The sequence below is a fragment of the Caryophanon tenue genome, from assembly GCF_001700315.1.
In the GTDB taxonomy this organism is placed as follows: domain Bacteria; phylum Bacillota; class Bacilli; order Bacillales_A; family Planococcaceae; genus Caryophanon; species Caryophanon tenue.
In genome coordinates this window covers 1-24,581 of sequence record NZ_MASJ01000003.1, presented here as the reverse complement: position 1 = coordinate 24,581, position 24,581 = coordinate 1, and the positions used below count along the sequence as shown (strand labels likewise).

Below are 24,581 nucleotides of genomic sequence, written 5' to 3'. Positions count from 1 at the left end.
GTACGGGCAAAAAACGTTCGAACGAGCTATATAATTCTTTTTATGTAGACGAATCGTCGTCACTGAAGTTGCAAAAAAACTCCACTCATGAGCCGAGGCATATGAGTGGAGTTTGTGTAAAAACTATTGCTTGCTGTAGTATTGGACAATTCCGTTAAACATTGATTGTGCATAAATTTCATTATATGTGCTGCTGACTAATTTCTCACGGTCTTGTGCATTTGAAATAAAGCCAAGCTCAACTAAAATAGCTGGAATCACCATATTGTTAATAACATAGTATGGATATTTCTTTACGCCACGGTTTGCCATTTCTGCATTTTTCACGATTTGATTGTTTACAAATGTCGCTAAGTCGATATCTTCTTTATACATATCGCCGCTCGATACTGAGTAGAATGTCTCTGCACCTTTTGCTGCTGTAGATGTCGCTGCATTTACGTGAATACTTAAGAAAATTTCACCGTAGTTTGCTTTTGTAAAGGCTACACGCTCTGGTAATGATGGATATGAATCACCTGTACGTGTCAGTTTTACTGTTGCACCTGCAGCTTCTAACTTCTCTTTTAGTAAAGTACTTACGCGTAAAACAATTGCTTTTTCTGTATACGAGCTACTTACTGCACCTGGGTCTTTACCGCCATGACCTGGATCAATGACGATAACGCGGTCTTTTAAAACACTACCTGATTGGTTCAGTAATTTTAAGTATGATTTATGCACATACCCTTTAATACCTGAATGTGTTGTAATATGTGCCCAGTAACCGTTAATATCATGAACCGTTACAACGTTACCTACACCTAATTTACCTAATGACGCTGAAGACGATGACGCTGTTTTACGTACGTTTAAGCTATTCACCGTTACGCGACCTTTTACAACATTCTTTTCATTGTCGACTACCGGATTTTCTGGCTTCGTTGGTTTTGTTGGGACTTCTTCAATCGGCTTTGAATCTTCCGGTGGTGTTACAGCTGGTGGCTGTTCCACTGTCGGAGCAGTTGTATCCCCAATTTGTACATAAGCAGGGAAGTTACCAATCTTCGTTAAATACCAACCATCTAATGTTTTATAAACTGTGATTGTTGCACCTTTTTTAAATGTGCCTAGCTTGGTAGATGTTGTTGCTGCTTTGCTGAATGTTGTTACTGTTGCTGCATGTGCAACAACTTGTCCTTGTACAGCACCTAATGGTTGATTGTCCGCATCTAAAAACTTCACATATGAGCGTGAAACATAGCCGTATTTACCTTCGTAATATACTTTTAACCAGTTACCTGTTTCACCGTACACTGTTAAAATATCGCTCTTCTTCACACGACCAATAATATTCGAACTTGCTGACGTAGCTTCTTGGCGTACATTTAATTCAGCAGCCGTTACCGATACTTGTCCAAGTGCTTTATCGTTGTTATCAACGTCTACACCTTGTACTGGTAAATCTAAACGGAAGCCTTCGCTCGTTGCACGTGCTACGAATAATGCGAAATGTTTACGTGTTACAGAGCTATTCGGTAAATATTTACCGCTATCCCCCTGTGTAATACCGTTGTAGTAAATCGCATTAATATACTTATAGTATTTATGGTTTGACGTAATATCCGAGAAACCTGAAGCATGGTTTGCTGTCTTTTCTAAATCTAATTTGAATGCTTTCGCTAATACATAGCTCATTTCGTCACGAGTTAAAGGTTTGTTTGGCCAGAAATAGCCACCTTTATTAATATCAAATAATCCTAGTTGCATAGCACGCTCAATATAGCCCGATTGCTCTGTACCTAAATGAACATCTACAAATGATGCCTCATTGACAATCAAAGGTGTACTACCAGAAGCTTCAATAACCATTTTAGCTGCCTGTGCGCGTGTTACTGCATTTTGTGGTTGGTATAATGATGTGCCATCATTTTGTAAATACCCTTTAATGACATTTAAGTTAACTAAATAGTTAATTTCATCATAACCATCAGAACCTTGTGGTACGTCTGTGAATTTTACTGCTGCACTTGCTTGTACCGAAAACATTGCTGTGAAAGCCAGCACAAGTGCAAATAGCATTACGCTAAGTTTTTTAAGTGACAAGATGAACCGTCCTCCTCATGAAAATGTGTACTTCTATAATAAACATCGGACCAATCTGCCTACCTTCTTGGCAACAAATATGGTATATGATGGAACAGCTAAGATGCTATGGCCGAAGTTTACGAATAAAATCAGTAATGCTATACAACAACTCGCTCGTTGTACTCATAAAAATAGGCTGTCCCAGAAAAACTTCTCGGACAGCCCCTTCAAGTATGCATGAAAAAAGCTTTTCCGTATAAACAAGTGATATTAACTTGTGTAAACGAAACAATCTTTTAGTGCATGTTATAAATTATTCAGACGCTCGATAAATGTGCTTAACTGACGGTTTGTTAAGTAGTCATTAATCCCAAATGTACCGTCTTCTTTACCTGTTGTAATGTTGTTCGATGCTAAAATTGAGACCGAACCAGCTGACCAATGTGTCGCTGTATCAGGGTATGTTAAATAATCACCTTTTTGTGATAAATCAAATGCATTTACGAATACTTTTGCAATTTGTGCGCGTGTAATTGGTGATGATGGATTGAACTTGCCTTCATCTCCTGAGAAAATACCTAATTCATGCATCACAGCAATTGAACCTGATTGTGGATGTGTTGCTGGTACATCGTCAAAACCTGTTTCACGAGGTGTTGCATCTAAACCTAATGCTTTTGCCATCTCTTCTGCTACTGCTGCACGAGATGCAAATACAGTTAAATCAATTTCGTCACCTTTTACTTCACCTGCTGCATTGTTAGAGTTTGCTGAAGATGCTGGTGGCTCTTCTACAACTGGTGTTTCCACCACTGGCTCTTCTACTACAGGTGGTACTACTGGCGCTTGTTCTTGACTAAATGTTGCTACACGACGAGCGCCTATGTATCGCTTGCCCCAATATGAATCATTTAAGCCAACTACTTGTACTCCGCGGCTTACGCCTGAGTGAATGAATTTATTGTTCCCTAAGTAAATACCTACGTGAGATACACCACGACCTGTCGTGTTGAAGAATACTAAATCTCCTGGAATAAGATTTTTCTTCGCTACGGCTGTACCTTGGCGATATTGTGTAGATGTTGTACGTGTTAAGTTTAATCCTAATTTTTTGAATACGTATTGTACATATCCTGAGCAGTCAAACCCTCGAGTTGTTGTACCGCCGTATTTATATTTAATGCCGATATATTTATATGCTTCAGTTGTAAGTTGTTTCACTGTTACAGAAGATGATGCCTCTACTTGCTGTGATTGTCCTACACCTGCAATGAACATGAATGTTGCAAAAACTGGTAATAAAATCTTTTTCTTAAGACTAGACATATGAATGATATGCTCCTTCCAAGACTCTGGGTCCGTTTTTTGACCTGATTTAAGAGTACCATATTCTTTTTCTTTATAGTTTTTCATTTATGTAACGAATTGTAAGAACGCCAAAAAACGCCGTCCTTATGCGGTTTAGGCATAAAAATGGCGTGTAAATTTACGCAATTTTTTGTGTAAAATTGCGTTTTTGTAATGTTCCTGTAATATTCGTGTACGGTTTTATGGCTATTTTGTTGCGAAAAATTGAACCCAATACATTTGCTTTTCCACTTCATCATATTGAATACCGATGCCAATATGTGTGAAATGAGCCTTTAAAATGTTCGCACGGTGCTTTTCAGAGTTCATCCAAGCATATACGACATCTTCTGGAGACTGAAAACGAATCGCTATATTTTCGCCAAAGCGTTGGAATTGATAGTTAAATAACGATGCCATATCCCACGCATAGCCGTATGTTGGCGACTTATGTTCAAAATAACGGTTGTCTTTCATATCCATTGCTTTAATAATCGCAATTTGTGACAACTGTTCGTCTAATACTAAAGGTAAGAGATTCTCTTTACTTCGTTCAATATTCACTAAGTCTATAACTCTTTTTACCCAGCTGTCACTATAATTAAACGTAAAAATATATTTCTTTTGTAAATAGTCGTAGATAACGTCATGTTCTAGCATTTTTTGTTCAAATGATTGTATGCGGTGCATAAACGCAGCCAGCTGCACTTTCGTAACAGGACGATGTGGATAAAAAGAATGTTGCGTGCGGTCGATAATGCCAATGTCCGCTAATGATTCAATATAGGATTTCGCCCATAGCGTATTTGGTACATCTGTAAAGTGGCTCGTATTTTTATAGTCAGTTTGAATCGTAAATAACATCGCTAGCAATTTCGATAATTGTGCGCGTGTAATCGGTTCATATGGTTGAAATGTTTGTTGCTCTACAAGCACTTCACGTGTAACAAGTTGTTCAATAATGGAATAACCTTTATCGGTCGGTTGTAAATCGGTAAACGCAAGCTTGCGTGTAACTGGTTGCTCATGAATACCTGCCATTTTAGCAAGTGCCACAATGGCATCAATACGAGCAATTGGCTTATTCGGTGAAAAGTAACCGTCATAGCTCGTCATATAACCTTCTTCAATGACCCAATCTACCGTTTCTTTCCCCCAATGTGTATGTGGTACATCCTTATACGCTGCCTGTGCAACGTGCGGGCTTACTAAACAACATAAAAACATCACTACCATAATTCGTTTCATTAAAACCACCTCTTCCAATCCATTACATACCTTCTTCAAAAAGCATCACAAAAAAGGTATAGAAGCTTTACACTTCTATACCCCATTTCTTCACTCGTTAGTTAGTTCAAACTCAAGGAGTTTCATATAATTTGACACGTGTGGTTTTTCATTGTGGTCATCCAGCTTATCATACGCTTTACGTGCCGCTGTAATTTTTGACGCACGTTTTGCTGGTACTGTTGTTTCAATCGCATCAATTTGCGTCATAACACGCTCAACTTTCTTGACAAGCTTTAACGCGTCTTTTAAATGATTGTAGTTTACGACTAATTTACGATACGATGACCCTAATTGTTTATAGCCCTGTTCAGCATTGCGCACTTCTTGCACGTAGTTTTCAGACGCTACCGATAAATGCTGAATGCCATTGACAATTTGGTTGACATCGCGCATTTCCATCTCTGCTTCAATCATAACACGTACATTTTCAACCATATTTTGCTGCTCATCTTCTAAGCCATCATACATCGAACGTGCATCTGCTAAATCCGTTAAGAAATATCGATTTGATGGTCTTAGTTGTTTAATCTTTTTCGATACAGCTACGGGTTGTTCATAGTCTTCGAAAATATAAAAATTATACACAAGGCGTTTTTGGTCTGGCGTTAAACGCGCATATGATTTCTGTGCTTTGTCAAACGCAGCCATTAAGCTACGTGGGTTCTCAGTCATATCTACAATTAATGCAGCCACGGTTAATACAGGCTTCACTTCTTTTTCAAGTGCTTGTAATTGCTTATAGTTAAGCACAAGCTTTTGTGCCTCTTTTGATAAGTCATTATAGTATGCACGAATTTCAGCTAAACGCGCGATAAAATACTCCTCTGGCTCATTGCCCACTTGCGCAATTTTATCATCGACATAGTTTGCCTGCGCAATCATCGTCTCCGCCTGTTGTAATTTATCAAGTGCTCCGTATGGTTCTGCAATGCGCTTCGCTTCTTCCGTTAATGCCTCGTATTGGTGGCGTAACGATAAAACATCGTCGCGATATGTCCGTGATGTTGTACGTAATTTACTAATCGTCGTTAAAAACTGGCTGACAGGCGCATAATTTTCTAGCACATCTTTATTTTGCACATAAATTTGCTCAGTCGGTAATAAACGGTCGTATAAACGTTGTGCGCTCGTCACTAAATTCGTAAACTTCGTGTTGTCAATATCAATCGCATCAATGGCTTGCTCCACACGTGTAACGTTTTTCACCGTTTTTTGGAACACACGTAAATCTGCGTAATTGCCGACAAGCTTTCGTTGCCCCGCATCGAGTGCTTTATATGCTTCTTCTGCTTCCGCTACCGCATCGACAAACACATTCGCTTGCGCACTCGGAATATCACGAATCAGTGATTCCACTGCTTGAGCTGCGATGACCTTATCTTCCGCTTCCGTTAATAATGCACTATTTGTTACGTACAGCTTTTGGGCATCCGTTAATGCATCATAGCGCGCACGTAATGCAACAACACCCGCTGCATATGTGCGGCTTGTCGTACGTAACTTTGCGAGTTCATTAAAAATATTGGCTGGCTCCATATATGTTTCTAATTTCAAATAGTTTTGTACAAAGCGGCGGTCAGCCAAACTTAAGCGTTCATACTGCTTCACTGCTAACGTCGTTTTTGTATAAAAGCTACGATCATATGGATTGATCGCATTAATCGTATCATTTACCTTTAACGCATTGACTAGCCCTTTTTCGTATTGCTCGACAATCTCAAAGCCTTCGACAAGCTTTTGACTGGTAAACGACATTTCATCATAGATTGTGCGCGCTATTGATAAATCATTTAAAAATGAAGCTATTTGTTCATCTGTTAAATTGGCAACATCGCGTGCTTGCAATGCGCTAATTAACATCTCCATATTGAGCACACCATTTAGCGTTCCTTCATGATTTTGCAGTGTTTGATAATTGCCAACCCATTGTTTCGATGCCTCTGGTAAGGCATTATATGTGACACGTGCGACACGAATTTTTTCCTTATATAAAGCAGGAGCATCACTCACACGAATGCTAGCAATATGTTGCATCGCTGTCGCAATTTGTTCAAATTGCGTTAACTTGTCACTGTTATAAACAAACTCACGCTGTTCTGCAGATAACGCAATATAATCCGTGCGAATGCGTGAAATAGCACTACTAAATGATGTGGCACTCGTCGCAATGCGCATGTCATCCAGTGCATTGGTCACTTTTAAAATCGCATCAATATATTCCTTCTTCGCTGTGACATTGTCATAACCAACCACTTGGCGTTTTTCTGATAGCGTAAATTTTCGGTAAGCTGCTTCATAACTTGTCAGTGTATCTTTATGTGCTTGCAGTGCTTCAGCAGTTGCTGCGGCTGGCTGGCAACTGTCTATTTGGCTTAATACTAAATTGAAGTTTTCTACACTTATATCATCGACAACTTGAATACAACCTTCTTCTGCTTCTGTTGGTTGAGGTGTTAGCCACAATAATCCAATCAGTGCACCTGCTGCGACAATTCGTTTCATTGTCTTCATTCCTTTCGGTGTTCAAATTCCCTTACTTCGAGTATCGGTTATTGGCAACTTTTTTGAAGGTAACGTGCTGAAATGTAAGAAAGCGGTTGGGACAAAAAGAAATATCCCTCAGCAACGACAACTGCTGAAGGATATTTTTCTGCTTTCGTCATCACACGCCACATTTACTCTACATCCGCAATCGTTAAATCATCCGCTAATGCCTCAATTGTGTTGTATAAAAATGTCGCCACATGACCACGCGTTAAAGCGTTATTCGGGTGGAATGTTGTCGGTGTTGTACCACGTGTTAACTCATAATCAACAAGCGTTTGCACATACAGCGCCGTTTCATAATGTGTCGGCATATCAATAAATTTCGTTGATATCGATGTTGCCATCGTTAAGTCAAAGCCGAGCGTTAGCATTTTCGCAGCGTGTGAACGTTTAAAATCACCATCCGGCATAAAATAACCGTTATTGCCAGATACAATACCTGCATTCGCAAGTGCCGCAATCGCACCGTAATATTTATGCGTTGTCGGTATATCTGGGAAATGCGGATTGTCCACATTCGATGTATCTAGCTGTAACGCATTCGCAAACATTTGTGCTGTTTCGCCACGTGTGGCGACATCATTTGGGGCATACAGCTTAGACGTTTTCCCGAAAACAATTTGTTCTTTATATAAGGTTTTAATTGCCTGTTCATGTGTGTTGCCCTTAATATCTGAAAAAGGAGACGCTTGTTGTGCTAACGCTGACACGGTCAACGTTGCTAAAGTAAGCGTAATGCCAACAATGACAACGCCAACCCAGTTTTTTAGCTTCAAAGAAAATCCTGCCCCCTCACTGACATACTTAATAGTAATCTATTATTTTTTCGTACTTATTATAATATACGCAACATTTTTTTAACACGCAAACATCCATTCGAACTTTCATCTGAAATTTTCGTCAAAATAAATATAAATTTCTTGCTGACGGCTCGCAATTTTTTCCTTTTATTTTACGCGATTTCTGTTACATTTAATTATGAAGGAATCTATACTTACAACTGTCATATTTAGAAAGGGGACTTTTCTCGTGTTCAATTATTCAATTTGGCGCAGCTTTGTAAACCCAGCTCCTTTCCATAACGCACTTCAACAAGACTTGGAAATGAGGGGCTATAAATTACGTGCAGTTCTCGTGTTCGTTTTAACAGCTCTTTTATTCCTTGTTCGCGACTTATGGGGGCTAGGAACTGAACAAGCTACCGCACTCTTTGCGCAAGGGTTTATGGATGAGTACATAACCGCTCGATACTTATCTGCCATGGGTGCAGTCATTTGGGGCATGCTATATTTCGCATTCCACTATTACGTTGTTACATATTTCTTATACTTATTAACAGAGCTTCCATACAAGTGGATTAAACGTGTACAACTATTTACAATCTGTATTTTAGTGTTAGAAAAGCTTATACACTTCATCGTGTTCTACAACGTTGGCTACTCAACAAACTTATCATTCCTATCATTCGCACCGATTTTAGCACAATGGACATCTCATGAATTCGCACTATTTTTAGTGAACCAATTCACAGTAGGTCTTGTTGCAGTAATCGCGGTGCAATTCACATTCCTAAAAAAATGGAATGATGGCAATAACGGGACATTATTATTTAAAATTATTTTCGTCCACATTATTCTTGCCATCTTTGTAGCGATTTTAAGTGTGCTACCATTACAAGACTGGATTGTAAGGGGGCTATAATCGATGAAAATCAAAAAATCAGTCGTAATTCCAACCGTATTATGTGCAGCTGTAGCCGGTGTTAGCAGCTATGTAACATTCAATGAAGACAGCCCTGTATTCCGTTCATATTTTATTAATGAATATGCGGTCGCAAAAGCTGACTCACATGAACAAGTATTAAAGAAAGATGCCGTACTTAGTGCCAAATCAATTCAACATGTTACAGCAAATGCGACAGACGTGGATGAATTACTTGTACAAGTAGGCGATGAAGTATTAGCAGGACAAGAACTACTATCATTCGAATCAGATGCCTCTGAACGTGAATTTGAACGTCTTGAAATTCAAGCAGAAGCATATGAAGATGAGCTAGATGCATTACAATCGGTCGCAAACTCAATCGGTAGTGTTTCAGACACTCGACCAACTGGTAACTTAAATTTAACAGAAGTGGGCGAAAACATTTCAGTAGATGTGGCGTTAGAAGTCGCATCGTCAAATTCACCGCTTGAAGCAGCAGCGATTATCGATCAACGTATGATTGAAGTACAACGCAATTTAGACATGGTCGATGGCTACTTAGCAATGTCCGATGGTTCAAATGCCGCATTACTAAGCCCAATCGACGCTACCGTGACAGCGATTACTCACGATAACGGTTTTATCTCTATTGAGCTATATGCCAATGAGCAGCGTTACGTTACCTTTGTATCTGATACAGAGTGGCAACGCCTTGAAACAGGTCAAGCTGCCTCTGTAGAAGCAAATATTGAAGATGAAACGATTGAAAATGAAGTGACAGGTATGGTTGCTTCGAAGCATAAAGTGCCTGCAACAGACTCTCCAGAATATGCATTAATGCAACAGCTTGATGCGTATAAGGACCGCACACTTTACGAAGTATCGATCGAAACAGATATGCCAATTGACTCGTTACCATTCGGTTCTTTTGCGAATGCCTCTATCGTTTTAGATGAAGAGCCATTTGCATACAAGCTACCAATTGCCTGGATTGCACCGCCTCCTGTAACAGAAGATACAGCACTTGAAGAAGCTGTAGATGCTGTAGAAGATACAGATGCAGTGACATCAGAAGAAACAGTCACAATCGACCCATTAGCGGACGATTCACTTGCGTACTTCGGTGAAGACAATGTGTATACACTTGGTTATGACGGTCGCGTTCGTTTAAATCCAATTGATGTGTCATTCACAATTGGTGACGCAGCCGTAACACCTACTGATTTAGTGGACGGCACAATTATGTTAAATGCAACAGAGCGTGACATTTACGCAGAAACATTTATGACAATGCCAACACGTAAGCTACAGTGGGAACAAGTAAAAATGCTTTCATGGGAAGATTACGTGAAGTATTTACTGTTTTAAAAGAGAAAAAGCCCCCGACGTTAAACCGTCGGGGGCTTTTCACTGCCTTTTTAGCGATATTTCATTGCCACATCTAATGCGTTGCTTAAAAACGTCACTAAATGCACACGCTGTAAATGTGTTTTCGGCTTATATTTCGATACGGTCGATACACCTAAAGCATTCATCGCTGCAATCGCTTCACGTGCCTCTGCTTTTGCGCTACTTAAATCGCTCACTTGATGCTTCGTACCTTCTGCTTTATGCATATCTACAAATGATTTTCCTGTTAGCACTTTTGCTGTACGGTCCATTAATAACGCCATATTTTCACGTGTTAAACTATCGCTCGTCATTAAATAACCGTTACTGCCAACAAAAATCCCCTTATCATATACAACCGAACCATACATTAATAGCTCTTGGTCTTTAGCACCTGTCGAGACATCTTTAAAGCGTTGCTTCGTTTTCCAATCACTTGGCACTTTTGCCAAACCATTTTCAATTAAAAAGCGACCTAATAGCTTCACAACCTGTCCACGTGACATTTCAACTGCTGGTGAAAATGTTGTCGGTGTTGTGCCTTTTACAATGCCCATTTGTGCCAGCATATTAATTTGTGCTTGTGTCGTTGCTGAATAGCCACCTATATCTTTAAAGCTCGCTGCTGATGCTTGTGGTGCTACGATAGTTGTTGCAATCGTCACCGCCGCTAGCAATGCTGCACCTTTTTTCATCAATCGTTTCATATTTCTACCTCCCACTTTCCTCTATAAGACGCTACTCTACTAAAAAATGTTACAAAAGTAAAAGGGGTGCCGGCAAAATAATGCGCTAGCACTCCTTTTTGTATAATGTTATGGTGCAACTGGAACGATATATTCATCGAAATTCAGTACATTTTGCGCAGCATCATGAATATAAGCACTTTCATTTAAGGTTAAAACAATCGGCTCTTTTACATCAAATGAATCTCCGTTACGTAGTGTTACAATCGCTTCTACAACTGTTGGTGTCGCGGTTGTTGCATCTGTCGTTGTTGTCGTATTAATAAATGTATTTGTGCCATTTGTAACAACAAATGAACTTTCTGCTACACCGATAACCGCTTCTGAGAACGTAATCTTCAGCTGATTATCTTGCAAAATATCCACCTTCTCGATTTGTGGCGGTGTATTTTCCGTTAAATCCACAACCGTCTGATATGCATCCATTTTGACAGTTGAGCCATCTGCTTGGATATTTTGAATCGCCATATAGCGATTACCGCTATGACTAACAGAATTCGGTGCTAATGTTAACACTGCTTTGTGTAAACGGTCGGCGTGAACTACTGCTTTTTCAATCGCTACACTATCAATGGTATAGTTCGTAATGTCCGTTGCTGTTTTTGCATCGACATTGGCAGAGAACGTCACTTCTACTGTATGTGGGTCTACTGCCTTTACATTTGTCACCGCAATTTTCAATGTATTTTCTGTCGTATCTTTCGCGCGCGTAAATGCTACGTTTTTCAGCGTAGTCGGCACAACATCTGCATCACTCACAACACCGTTAAAGGCGACATCGACAATATATTGCGCATTCTCTGTTGTTGCCTCTGACATAGCCGAAACTTTCACACGAACCGTTTGTGCATCAAGCGCCGTCACAGCTGCCTCTTTTCGTGCTAATGTATGTGTCACTGCATCCTTTACATATGTTCCGCTTACAATCGCTTTGCCTTCTTCTACATATACTGGCTTATCAAATGTAATATCCATATATTGATGACCGTCAATCATCACAAATGTTGAAGCTGTCGCAACTGGTGGCGTACGGTCTACTGTAAATACTGGTGCTGCATGTAATTGCCTTGCAATTTCACCTGATAAATCTTCTACATCACGTGCAATAACTGTCGTCAGCCCATCTAGTACGTCTGTCGTTTTCACAAGTACTTCGGCATCAGAAATGTGCATCACGCCCACAATGGCATTTAACGCTGTGCCGCGTGATACGCTAATTTGCGCAAGACTAACGGGACGAATCGCTTCAGAGAATACAATTTTCATCTCTTTTGCACCAGTCTGTTCTACTTCCGTTATCGTTGGTGGTGTACCGTCCGCTTCCCCTTTTTGGAACGTTGTTGTGGAAGGGTTTGGCGCAATTAAATTGCCTGCAATATCTGATGTTCCGACAAATGTCGCAACAAGCTCCGCATTCGCAGGAATGGCTGTCGATGATAAATCAAATACGACTTCATTACGTTGCTCACCAAACGATGTTGCTGCCACAACAGCTGTACCATCTTCTAACGCTAATGTCACCGTACCAATTTCTCGTAATGGTTCTGAAAACTTAACAACAACACGGTTCGCAAATGGCTGTTCCGTCCCACTAATTGTCGGGGCTTTTGTATCTTCTTCAAACGTTAACACTTCATCAAACCCGGTATTCGTTACCCCTGAAGCTGCTTTAAATTGCGACACTGCCACAACGTAACGTCCAACCATTTCACTGTCTAGCGTAACAATTGCTGTACGTTTATCTGCAGATAATGTCACGTTTTCCATGTTCACGCCGTTTGTGACATCAATTCCACGTACCGAGACATCACCAACTGTTGTGATCGCATGGTTAAAATGAATCGCGAGTTGTGCACCGTTTAATTGCTCTACTTGTTTCACACGGAGCTCCGCTTCTTTAAACATAACCGTTGCGCTATATTCCGTTTCATCAATCATAAACGTTACAGTCGTTAATAAATTTTCTTCTAGCGCTTCTTGTAATGTCACTTCATGCTTCGTGCCATCACTGAGCGTTACCGATAATGTTGTTTTCGATGTAGCAACTGCTTCTGTAATCGTGATCGGTGGCTCCATTAAACCTGTGAAAAATGCACGATGTAAAAACGATACGAAGTTCGCACGCGTCACATAGCTTTTTGGATTAAACGTGTCCACATTGGAAACGCCAAAAGCTTTTAGCGCTTCAATAGCAACACGCGACTCTGCCTTTGCGACAAAAATATCTTTGACACTTGCTTGTAATGTCTCATCTTCTTTATAACGCTCTGAAAATGATGTGCCTAAAATCACTTTAGAAGCACGGTCTAAAATAAGTGCCATGTTTTCACGCGATACAAACTGTGTCGACATTAATGCCCCGTTACTGCCTTGGAACACTTTTGCATCATAAACGATTGCTGCATTTAACAATAAATCTTTATCGGTCGCAGTTAACGACACATCGTTAAAGCGCTGTTTCGTTTCCCAATCTTCCGGCACTTTTGCATAGCCTTCATTCACTAAAAAACGCCCTAATAGTTTCACCACTTGCGCACGTGTAATATTGCGCGCAGGTGAGAACGTTGTTTCTGATGTTCCTTGTACAATTTTAGCAAGTGTTAACGCTTCAATTTCTTTCTGTACACTTTCGCTATATGTACCGATATCTGTAAAATTCGTTGCCGCTTGTGCCGGTATAGTTCCTGTTGACACAGCCGTCACTGTTGCAATTGTTGCGAGCCATTGTTTTTTTGTCATGTCATTCATTCCCCCGAACGATTTTTTGAACACTGCTTACTTTACTATAATTGCTCGTACATTTCGCGTACAACACGGTCAATACGTGGAACAGTTGATGAACCTGCTTTTGTAATGATGCTATACGCATACCATTTGCCACTTTTCCCACGAACATATCCCGCCAATGCATTTACACCGGTTTGTGTGCCGGTCTTTGCCATCACGCGGTTCGGTATCGCGGTTAAACGATAGCGCATTGTGCCACCTTCTAAACGTGCGTTGTGTCCTGCTTTTGGTAAGCTCGGTAAAAAGTTTGCCTTATACCACGGACTGCGGTTAGCGTGTACTAAAAGCTTTGCCATTTCATTACTTGTGATGCGATTATTTAATGACATTCCCGAACCATCCAGTATACGAATACGTGACATATCTAAGCCGATAGACTGTGCATATTCTGCTAATACTTGTGTTCCAGCTGTATTGCTACCTTCGCCCTTCACCACTTTCCCAAGTGTGCGTACTAAAATGTCTGCAATACTATTATTACTCAATTTATTCATCATGAAAATTAATTCGTCTAACGGTACAGATTTTGTTTGTGAGATTAATTCAGCATGTTTTGGCACTTTTGCATATGTTTGCTGCGCGCCACGTGCAAATGTAATACCTTGCTCTTGCCATACTTGCTGCATCGCCACTAATGTACTTAATGTCGGGCTATATAATGTCACCCATTCTCGGCGCGTTGAACCGACTGGAATATTGCCGGATACAATGACGCGGTTTGTGTTATAAACGCGACGAATCGACAATGTATTCGCTTTGCCACGCGCCACTGTTCGCGCTTGGTTCACAATGTTCATGCCACTTGCGTTCGGTGCAAATGTTAAGGTTGGTTTATTCCCAACACGTGACCCTGCTGCTGAAACAATCATGGTACTAGCATCATAATCATTATTCGGTGACATCGTTAATGCTGTAATTTGTGCCCCGTAATAATGTAATTCATCATTGCGGTTAATGCCTGGTGCTAAACGAGGCCCGCTAAACCACGACTCATCTCCGTATAAATGACCGTTAATATGCGTAATCCCTTTCGCTTTTAACGCGTTCGCAAATGCCACAAAATCATTGGCCTGAAAACTTGGGTCACCTTCACCACGCACATACACATTACCATTTAATGTATTGCCATTAATGGTCCCGTCGATATATAAATCCGTCGTTAGTTGATAACCTTCGCCCAAATGTGCCAAAGCTGCAGATGCTGTTAATAATTTAATCGTTGAAGCTGGTGCAAGCGATAAATTTTGGTAATAACCATATACAAATGTATTAGTATCTAAATCGCGCACCGCTACCGTTGCTTGAATTCCTTTCATTTGTGACTGCACCACCTTACTCAGTTGCGCAGTACTTGCAGATGCCGTTGGAACAAGCATCGTCACCACTAATAAAAGAGACATCCAAACAATTAATATTTTCTTCACATAATCACTCTCCTCGTCCTTTATTGTAAGGAAGTTTATACGATTGCTCTATACGACTATGGGGCTTTTTTACACCGTCTACCTTGTGAACTACAAATAGCATTTTATGTATAATTATTTTATTGATTACTAATTTATACAATATCATTCCGTATAGTTGTAAGACAAGTAGAAACAAAAGACTATTACCTCTATGCTTTTTGTCGCACGTAAAGTAATAGCCTTTCGTAAAATTGCTTATTGTCGCTGGATCGTTACGTCTTGATAGACACCTTGAACTTGGCTTGTGTAGAAACCTTTCGCCGCTTCCAAACCATCTACCTCGGTAATTTTCACAGTGGTATTGGATGCTGTCAATACCTCTTTATGTTCGCCTAATGCGTCTAGTGAAATTGTCACCGTCGAACCGTTGACCGTTACATGCTGTTGTACCATCGCTGGCGTAAGCTCAATCGTATCCGCTGTGCCGTTTGCGCTGTAAGCAATCGTCATTGGCACTGCCGGTACACCTTCTTGCGTTAACGGAATTTGTACCGCTTGTGAGAATGTAAGCTTTAAATCGCCAACATATACTGCGTCAGTACCGACTATCCACGGATTACGATATTGATACGTAAGATCTTCAACCGTTTGTTCTGCCACTTCTAATCCATTGACAAAAAGGGCTGCGTCACTAATGCTTGCTTGTGAATCTGCGACACCTTTCCCAGTCGTTGTCAGCACAATGTCGCCACCTGTATAGGCTGCTGTTACAAATGGTGATGTGCCCCCTACGCGATTAATTAATGTCGTTAACGCGTCCACCGTTGCATATTCCACACGCTGCGCTGTAATGTCTTGAAACTCTGGCGATGCTGTATTTGGATTATACACAAAGTCCGTACCGTCAATTTGTAATGTGCTCGCTTCTCTACCTTCTGCCATTACGCGCACAATATCAACTTCTCCAGCCGCCGCAAATTCATTTAGCTGGAATGCCGAGCTACCATTCACTTCAAGCTGATATGTCGTGCCGTTTAACGAACCACTTCCCGCAATTAAATTAACACGAATTTTGTTGCCTGTTTGCGTAATATTCATCGTTGTGCCAACAGCTTGCGTCAATTGGCTAACGAGTGCGTTATAGCTTGCATACTTCGCATTCAGCAAGTTCGCCGTATCATTCGTCTGTGCGTACGTTCCTTTATATAACGTTCGTCGCACACCACCTGTTGTTTCCACAATCGCGACTTCACTCGCTGTCGTCGCTGGCTGTACTAAATCAGCTGTACTAATTGTCACTTTCGCGGCTGTCGCTTCAGCACCCGATACGGCCATGCTCGCTTCCTTCATCCATACATCGACATATTCACCCGTCAGACTTAAAACTTTATTTGTGCCTTCTGGTGTAAACATATCACGGATCGTTACATTGACCGCTACTCGCTTTTTACTGCCGTCTGGTGAACTTTCAATCGGTGTCGGAATGACATCAATTTTACGAATCGCTTGACGGTTGACATCAATTGTTGACACATCTAGTAGTGCCTCTAACACAAGCGCTTGTAAACGCGTGTTTTCTGCCGCTGTTAATGTCTCATTTTGTTGAAGCTTTACACGCAGTGATTGGTCTTGCGCTGTAAAATATTTAAAAATATCAATGCTTTCTGTCGTTGCAAGAAGGTCATATTTTGGCAATGTGTTCACAAGTTTAATGGCCGGTGATACCGCAATTTCTGTATCCCCTACATATACGCCCACATAATTCGTCACAGGCTTCACCGCAGCATTCGCTGTTACGACACCGTTTGCGTAGGTCATACCTTCATTTGAACGTAAGCGCACTGTCACATTTTGTGGTAAATCTACTTGTACCCCATCAACAAATGCCTTCGTAGCAATTTGTAAGCTATCTGTCACAGTTGGCATGACTGTATAGTCGTTATGCCACGCATAGTTCGCAACATCGAGTGTTGTCTTCGGTGTCACAAAGTCTATCGTATAGTCATAATCGGTTGCCGCTGTTGGCATCGTAATGCGCTTCGCCGCTACCGTAAACTCACCTAGCTTCGTTTGACGGTTTGCCGCATTATAAATACGAACTGTATATGTGCCTGCTTCTTGTATATTCGTTTCGATTTTGCCTTGCCCGTTCGCATAATTACGAATCGCTTGAGCTGTTGCATTTTCAGTTGCACCTGATTTTGTTAATGTGTAATACAAGCCATCTGCGACTGCCTGTGTAAATAAATCGCCTGACTGGTCAAGCGTGTTAAATGTAATCGTCTTCGCCGTTGCTGTAACGCCCGCTGAATTCGTCGTGGCTACCGCTTCTCCAGACGTACGCGCGACCGATGTAATTTGACGTGTCGTCACAGTCGTTAACGGATACATCACTGGCGTGTCTAACGGAATGCCATCGACAATATAACGCAATGCCACTTGTAGTTTTGCTGGTTGTTGAATTTGCAGACGATTTGTTTGACCATTGACTTGTGCTGCAACTGTATTCGGCTGACCTGTTTCCGCATTTGCCATATTCACCGTATTAATACGAATCGTATCTAATACAGCGCGGTCTGTTACTGTACGACCTGCACCATTTGTAGCTTCGATGACACGGAAGTACACATGATATGCATCGGTATCTTGCTTCGAAACAACGCTGTACGGATACTTCTCATGTACACCGTCTTTATTCCACCAAAGCTCTACTTTATCAACCGATACAATCGTATTCGCTGATACGACACGCACGGTTGCATTTGCTGTTTTGCCACCATATGTGACACGCACTGGGTACGTACCGAGTGTTGTTTTATCATAGCCCTCTACTGCAACTGCGCCAACCGAACCTTGAATGCGGCGCTGCTCACCTTCCGCATTGTCCATCGTTGCAACAAGCGTTAATTTCGTCACATCGACATCTGTATATTGTGGTACGAAAATCGTTTGAGGCTCAACCGTAAAGTTGCGAATTGCGTTATCTGCTACATTTACCGTAAATGTAGCTGTTTTGCCGTTAAAGGTTACCGTGACCGTTTGCTCACCGACTGTGTTTTTATCGTAACCTGAAATTTCATAGTCACCTTGTGATAATTCCTCTGTGCCGTCATTATATGCCGCTAATACCGTCACCATACTTAAATCGAGCTCTTCGCCTTTCACATATGCCGTTTTAATAGTAGATGCCGCAATACCTGTTAACTCCGCATCATACACATCAATCGGCATCGTTGCTTCAAACACACCGTACTTCACCGTTAATGTTTTCTCACCAGCAGTAGATGTATCAATTTGTGAAATTTGTAAAGACGGATTATCAAGTGCAATCGTTTCCGTTGTACCGTCATTGTTCAGCGCTGTAATAATCATGCCGTTTGGTGAGAATGGCATACCAACACGATAACGAATACGGTCCGGCTGACGTGTAATCACAAGACTCGACATCGCAAGTGGTGCTTGTAAAATACGCACTTTAAATGTTGTCGTAATGCCGTTAATCGTCACCATGACATTTTGCTCTGAGTTGTGCAAACTTGAGTCAAAATTCGAAATCATGCTCATCGTCACTTGCTCTTCACGCGTAATGCCACCATCGTACGTACCGATTACTTTTAAGCCCGTTAAATCTAATGCTTCACCTTGAGCATATGTTGTTTTTGCAGGCGATGTTTCAACGCTTAAAGAACGTAGTGGTAGCACACGAATTTTAAACTGCGTCGCAAAGCCGTCATACGTTACGGTTAGCACTTGGTCGCCCCATAAATTTGGGTTATAACCCGTTACCGTTGCGTAGCTCCCGTCAAAGTTTTGGACGGTTTGGTCTGAATACTCTGCTTGAATTTGGAAGCCTGCAAGCTCTAAAGGCTCTCCTGGGAAATATTCCACTTTATTTGGCAGCTTCGATACAGAAATACCCGTCACACTCATCACTTTGACATCAAAGCTCGTCGCTCGACCATTCACTGTCACACGTACAGTTTGTGTGCCTGTACGCGCGCTATTAAAGCCCGTTACATGACGACTATCGACTGTTTCCACACGCTCTGTACCATCCGCATAACGCCCAACAACTTGTAAGCCACTTAGCTGCAGTTGCTCACCAACGCGATATTCACGCTTTGTCGGTAAATTTTTTACGACAAGTGCATCCATTGCCACGACATCTACATTGAACGAAGCTTTTAAGCCATTCATATTCACTGTTAATGTTTGCTTCCCACCGCGCAATGCGTTATAGCCCGTAATGTGTGCCGGTGTAATCGTCTCCGTTTGTGTGCGTCCATCCGCATATGTACCTGTTACGGTTAAGCCTGATAAATTAAGCGCTTCACCTTGGTAATATTTTTGTTTCGTTGGTAGTTGCGTCACCGCAATTTTTTGTAAAACAGGTGCGTCTTTTGCCAACACACGAATCGGGAAATTTGTCGTTTTGCCGTACATGGATACCGTCACCGTTTGTGTCCCTTGATTCGCTAAATTATAGCCACTTAGTTGACTTGCCGTAATCGTTTCCGTTTTTACTGCACCATTTGCATACGTTCCTTCTATTAAAAGACCCGCCGCACTAAACCCATCCCCGACACGATAAATCGTCTTCGTTGGATTTTGAATCACTTTTAAGCTCGTAAGCGGCACAACATTGACAGCTAGCTGTGTACGAACGCCATCGATTGTAAACGTCAACGTCTGCTTCCCTGTTACGTGTGGATTATAGCCTGTAATCGAAGAAGCTGTAATACGTTGTCTTTTCGTTGAGCCATCCGCATAAACACCTGTCACGATAAACTCTGTTAAATCCAGCGCCTCTCCTTGTAAATACGTTCGATCGGTACGTAATGATGTGACTAACAACGCTTCGAGCGATGTCACACCACTATTCTCCATACCGTATTCCACCACTTCAGCGATTCGTTGCTGTGCATCATCGACATTAGCAATCACATCCTCTAATGGAATACGCGATAATTTCGCCAATCGGTCAATTTCCGTACGCTCGCCAATGTGCACAAGCCCGTCTTCTTTTGTCATATTCAAATTACCGACGCGACCGCTTAACGTCAGCGTAAGAAGCCCTTTTTGACGATAGTTTAACGTCGTCACAACGCCGTTACCGCCTACTGTAAATTGCTTCGAGGCAATTTCTAGCGTCGTCACCTCACCGAATAGATCCAGTGCTTCAATCGCTTCGTCCACTTCTACACGCCCAAATGCTGTATCTGTTGTAAGTGACACTTCCTCACGCGCAACTTTTACAATGCCCATATTCGCGTTTACCGTATTCACATACACAGTACCCTTTGCATTCGACACATTCGTGCTGTTCACATACGCATAATTATCGGCAATTTCCGTTGTGGTAGCGTTCATATTTCTAAATGTAACCATTTTTTCAGTACGGGTGCCGCCACTGTTGACACCATTTACGAGCACGTTTCCTGCAATGGTCATATTGCGCACTGTCGCATATTCACTATTCACGACAAGGTCGCCTTGGAATAACTGATTGCCCCCATCAAACACAATCGGATTCTGTTCGGTACCACGTGCATTTAACTCAATTTGCTGAATGCCGACAATCGTATTTTTTGACGCATATAATGTAATATCCGCACCGAGTAATGCCGTTTTATTTTGGTCGTTTAAAATCCCTTTCAAGCTCGTACCAATCTCATATGTACCAATATCAAGCGTAATACGATCACCGTCAATCGACTGCACTTTCGCAACCGTTGCCGTATCTTCCACGTGACGCGCACGAATCACAAACGATGCCAGTTGTCCACGCGTAACGCGGTCGCTTGTGCCGTATACTGTTGGCGTCTTGCCGACAGTTACGCCTAATGCATATAACGACTTTACAAAGTGATAATATTGGTGATCACCCGGTACATCGTTAAACGGTAATGCGACATCTGGAAACTTATCTAAGTTAAAGCCGTTATAAATGATTTTCGACATTTGGCCACGCGTTAATGTGGCATTCGGACGAAATGTACCATCTTCAAATCCGCTAATAATGCCCGCTTGTACAAGTGCCTCAATATACGGATAGTAACTATGTGTTTTGGGCACATCTGAGAAATGCGGTGCCATCTCGTTATATGTATTATTTGTTTCGACAAGCCCTAATACACCTGCTAAAATTTTCGCCGCTTGCCCACGCGTTACTTGTTGGTTCGGACGGAATGTACCGTCTTCATAGCCACTAATAACTTTTTCATGGTAGAGCTTCATAATTGTGTCGTAATGTGTTTGCGTTGTTGGCACATCTTTAAAAACTGTTGCCGCATCCGCTTCTATTGCGCCCGTCATCACGACTGGTGGTACAGCCAGTGTTGCCGCAACAAACGCCTTTAAACTTTTTTGCATAAAAGTATCCTCCCGCTATATGTTCATCTTGCTTTTATTATCGGCAACTTCAACGTGAAATCGAGTGCTTTCCCTTCAGAAGTATGACGCGAACTCCGATATGAAAAGAAACATTCACAAAGGAGCCGTGCTATGAATTTTTCTCATACTGTGACAACGATTGCAGCGTGTGCTGTTGTCGCCACTGCTATTCCAGTAACAGCGACCGCAGAAACATGGACACAAACATTCACACCCATTCACGATGTTGCGCCGAACTATGTGTTTACAGTGACATTTAATGATGTCCCGACAGCAGAGCGCATCACAACGATTGATATTATTGGCGCAGACGATGTATCTGTCACGCTCGACCAGACACAACCGCTCGCCTATGTAAGCGCAACAGGTTTACACTACGATGAAGATTACGAGCTACATATTACGCTCGCCAATGACAATCATTACCGCGTCGCCTTTACAACAGCTGCTCGCCCCGCTTCAGCGATTCAGCAGCAAGCAGCCGAAGCGTTTGCGCAATTGCAACAAGCGACAACACTTGATGTATCATTGTTACCGATTGCTTCACGCTACGAGGATATTTTGCTCGACCTAGAACTTGCTTTCGGTGACTATGCGCAAATTACCGAGCTTGAAGCGTCACTGTCTACATTGACAGCTCAGCTCTATCAGCTCACAGACAGCTTTTCAGCATTACAAGCTGTCCTCACCGAAGCCGCAACACTCGTAACAACAGCTACCTTCTCACAGCAAGAAGTCGAAACGATGTACGAAGAGCTAGTACTCACGCTTGAGGATGCCGTTTTACACGTTGAAAACGTAGCAGACCTTCCAATAGCAGAGGCACAACAAACGCTTGAAGCTATGCAATCAATCGCAACGACGAATCCATTAACAGTTGATTTAGTACTACTCCAACCATTATTACAGCAAACATTGTCGCAGTTTGAAGATCAGTATGCTGTCGATTCGTCCGCGTTTATCACGTATTTATATGCGCTTCACGACGACATAGACGATGCGCGTTCTATAACCGATGAAACGCTAATTCATGAACTGACTGAAAACGTATATACTGCCCTGGATGACGCAGAAACGATGCTCGAGCTTTTACCGGACATTGTCACACAACGACTTGCCGCTACTACAATACTGCAACAATATAACGAGCATATCGAGGCATTGCCTGCACTCCAAGAAGCTGTCACTGCGTTAGAACATGCATCTACATCGTTTACGACCGTACTGACAGAAGCGACAACATCCGATGACGTTTGGGATGCACTCGACCAATTCACCGCAACGAATGAACTGTATGCAGATGACTTTGACATACTACTAGACGATGCCTATTTACATGAACTCACACAATACGAAACTATTTACGAGCAGTGGTTCGACACACAGTCGGACGCCTTTTTAGTATCAGACGCATTTATGGCATTTGATGAAGCACTTTTTAACGCCTACGATTATACAAATGACACAATGCTCGACCACTTACAAACGGTGAAACGAGCCTATTTACAAGCGCAAGAAGGGAGCGTACACTAATGAGTTCGATACGCGTACTGCTAATATGTTGTTTCTTTTTCCTACTACCATCGACGCTTTCGGCACAAGAAATTGCCGTCAATGACGAGCTTGCTATTATCGCACCACAGCATACATTTACGATTACCTTTAGTGATGATGTGGCAAAACATCCACACGAACTAACAAACATTACGCTACAGCAAGGCACGACGACACTTGCTGTCACAACGACAACAAACGGGCCGACAATAACGGTCACACCTAAAGCCGCACTACAAATCGATGAAACGTATACTATCATTGTAGCGCTCGCAAACGGTACGTCTTACTACCGCACGTTTTATGTTACAACGCCGTCTTATGCAACAACGTTTGACAATGTCGCGACAACGATGACGCAATTTACACATGCGTATCCAGAACTCGCAACAAGCCCTCTGCTCACGACATTGCAAGACGATTTACGCATCGTGCAGGAGCAGTTAATGCAAGGCACAGCGATTAACACAACGCAGCTGACGACAATGGTACAGACATTAACAACTATTCAGCGCGAGCTACAAACTATGACGACTACCTTAACACAAGCAGAACAAACCGTTGCGGGCTACAATGCGACAACGGAAGATAAACGCTTTATTCAAACGGAGCTGTATACGATGCTGGAGCAGCTGTCAGAAACGATGACGGATGCACAGCAAAATGCGACATCTCTTGCAACACTACAAGCGCTACAGCAAGTATGGACCAATACACAAAGCTTACTGCAAGCAACGTCATCAAATGCGACCGTATCAGGGCTATTAATGGTCGATGCACTGCGTGATGCAAATGAAGCACTCGCACAATTTATGTTGTACACACCGTACCCAGCAGAGGCAAAACAGGCTGCTGTTGTACGTGCGCTACAAACCGCGTTTACGCAAAACTTGCCGTATATCAATAAAGCCGAGAGTACGATTTCAAACCGACTACCGGCACTTGAAAGTAAAATCGCCATCGTCTCGGACTTTAGCACACAGCTAGTGGCACTAAAGGAAGCGGACGACACAATCGCACAGCTTGAAAACATGTACACACAATGGGCAAATGTTTCTGCGATTAATGGTGTCATCGCCCAGTACCGTGTCTTTGCGGCGCAGCGACAAGACCTAAAAGCCGCACTCCAAACATCTACGTCGATGACAAAATTAGAAACAACGATTCAAACTGCACCAGAAAAAGCAGATATCGCGGCAACGCGTATTGAAGAACTTGTTACAGCACATGTTGAGCGCCAATTTACAGCGTTTGACACGCGCATCGAAAACGCGCTGACAAATGCCGAGCGCAAAATGATTTCACTATGAGTACTGCGGAGCGTTTGAGCCAGCAGTGCGGAACTTTAAGC

At 42.0% G+C, this 24,581-nt stretch carries 13 protein-coding genes; 4 read left to right on the top strand and 9 right to left on the bottom strand.

Annotated features, from left to right (window positions below; genetic code table 11):
* Positions 1-123: 123 nt before the first annotated feature.
* The 5 genes from A6M13_RS03360 to A6M13_RS03340 form a co-directional block, all read right to left on the bottom strand.
* Positions 124-2,085, bottom strand: coding sequence for an N-acetylmuramoyl-L-alanine amidase (locus tag A6M13_RS03360; protein ID WP_066542866.1), 1,962 nt, complete (start codon positions 2,083-2,085; stop codon positions 124-126).
* A gap of 288 nt (positions 2,086-2,373) precedes the next feature.
* On the bottom strand, positions 2,374-3,393 hold the full coding sequence (locus A6M13_RS03355) for a C40 family peptidase (RefSeq protein ID WP_066543660.1): 1,020 nt from the start codon (positions 3,391-3,393) through the stop codon (positions 2,374-2,376).
* A 228-nt stretch (positions 3,394-3,621) separates the two neighbouring features.
* Positions 3,622-4,662 (bottom strand): CAP domain-containing protein, encoded by a 1,041-nt coding sequence (locus A6M13_RS03350; RefSeq protein WP_083998203.1) that lies wholly within the window; start codon positions 4,660-4,662, stop codon positions 3,622-3,624.
* 90 nt (positions 4,663-4,752) lie between these two features.
* Complete coding sequence (locus A6M13_RS03345) at positions 4,753-7,206, bottom strand: hypothetical protein (RefSeq protein WP_066542864.1); 2,454 nt, start codon at positions 7,204-7,206, stop codon at positions 4,753-4,755.
* 173 nt (positions 7,207-7,379) lie between these two features.
* A complete protein-coding gene (locus A6M13_RS03340) occupies positions 7,380-8,027 on the bottom strand; it encodes an S-layer homology domain-containing protein (protein ID WP_066542860.1) in 648 nt (215 codons plus the stop codon).
* A gap of 253 nt (positions 8,028-8,280) precedes the next feature.
* Between A6M13_RS03340 and A6M13_RS03335 the strand changes: the two genes are divergently transcribed.
* Entirely contained in the window at positions 8,281-8,952 is a 672-nt protein-coding gene (locus A6M13_RS03335; RefSeq protein ID WP_066542857.1) for a hypothetical protein, read from the top strand.
* 3 nt (positions 8,953-8,955) lie between these two features.
* Entirely contained in the window at positions 8,956-10,323 is a 1,368-nt protein-coding gene (locus A6M13_RS03330; protein ID WP_066542855.1) for an efflux RND transporter periplasmic adaptor subunit, read from the top strand.
* A 50-nt stretch (positions 10,324-10,373) separates the two neighbouring features.
* Here the strand turns inward: A6M13_RS03330 and A6M13_RS03325 are convergent, their stop codons facing one another.
* The 4 genes from A6M13_RS03325 to A6M13_RS03310 all read right to left on the bottom strand — a co-directional run bounded on the left by A6M13_RS03325 (position 10,374) and on the right by A6M13_RS03310 (position 21,655).
* Complete coding sequence (locus A6M13_RS03325) at positions 10,374-11,051, bottom strand: S-layer homology domain-containing protein (RefSeq protein WP_066542852.1); 678 nt, start codon at positions 11,049-11,051, stop codon at positions 10,374-10,376.
* A gap of 108 nt (positions 11,052-11,159) precedes the next feature.
* Positions 11,160-13,829: an S-layer homology domain-containing protein gene (locus tag A6M13_RS03320; protein ID WP_066542850.1), complete on the bottom strand. Its 2,670-nt coding sequence runs from the start codon at positions 13,827-13,829 to the stop codon at positions 11,160-11,162.
* Positions 13,830-13,873: 44 nt separating this feature from the next.
* Positions 13,874-15,301 (bottom strand): D-alanyl-D-alanine carboxypeptidase/D-alanyl-D-alanine endopeptidase, encoded by a 1,428-nt coding sequence (gene dacB, locus A6M13_RS03315; protein WP_066542849.1) that lies wholly within the window; start codon positions 15,299-15,301, stop codon positions 13,874-13,876.
* A gap of 237 nt (positions 15,302-15,538) precedes the next feature.
* Positions 15,539-21,655, bottom strand: a complete 6,117-nt coding sequence (locus A6M13_RS03310) for a bacterial Ig-like domain-containing protein (RefSeq protein ID WP_066542847.1) — start codon at positions 21,653-21,655, stop codon at positions 15,539-15,541.
* A 132-nt stretch (positions 21,656-21,787) separates the two neighbouring features.
* On the opposite strand from A6M13_RS03310, the gene A6M13_RS03305 reads away from it, so the two are divergent.
* On the top strand, positions 21,788-23,209 hold the full coding sequence (locus tag A6M13_RS03305) for a hypothetical protein (RefSeq protein WP_066542843.1): 1,422 nt from the start codon (positions 21,788-21,790) through the stop codon (positions 23,207-23,209).
* Positions 23,209-24,540: a hypothetical protein gene (locus tag A6M13_RS03300; RefSeq protein ID WP_066542841.1), complete on the top strand. Its 1,332-nt coding sequence runs from the start codon at positions 23,209-23,211 to the stop codon at positions 24,538-24,540. Before A6M13_RS03305 ends, A6M13_RS03300 begins: the two co-directional genes overlap by 1 nt.
* Positions 24,541-24,581: the final 41 nt, after the last annotated feature.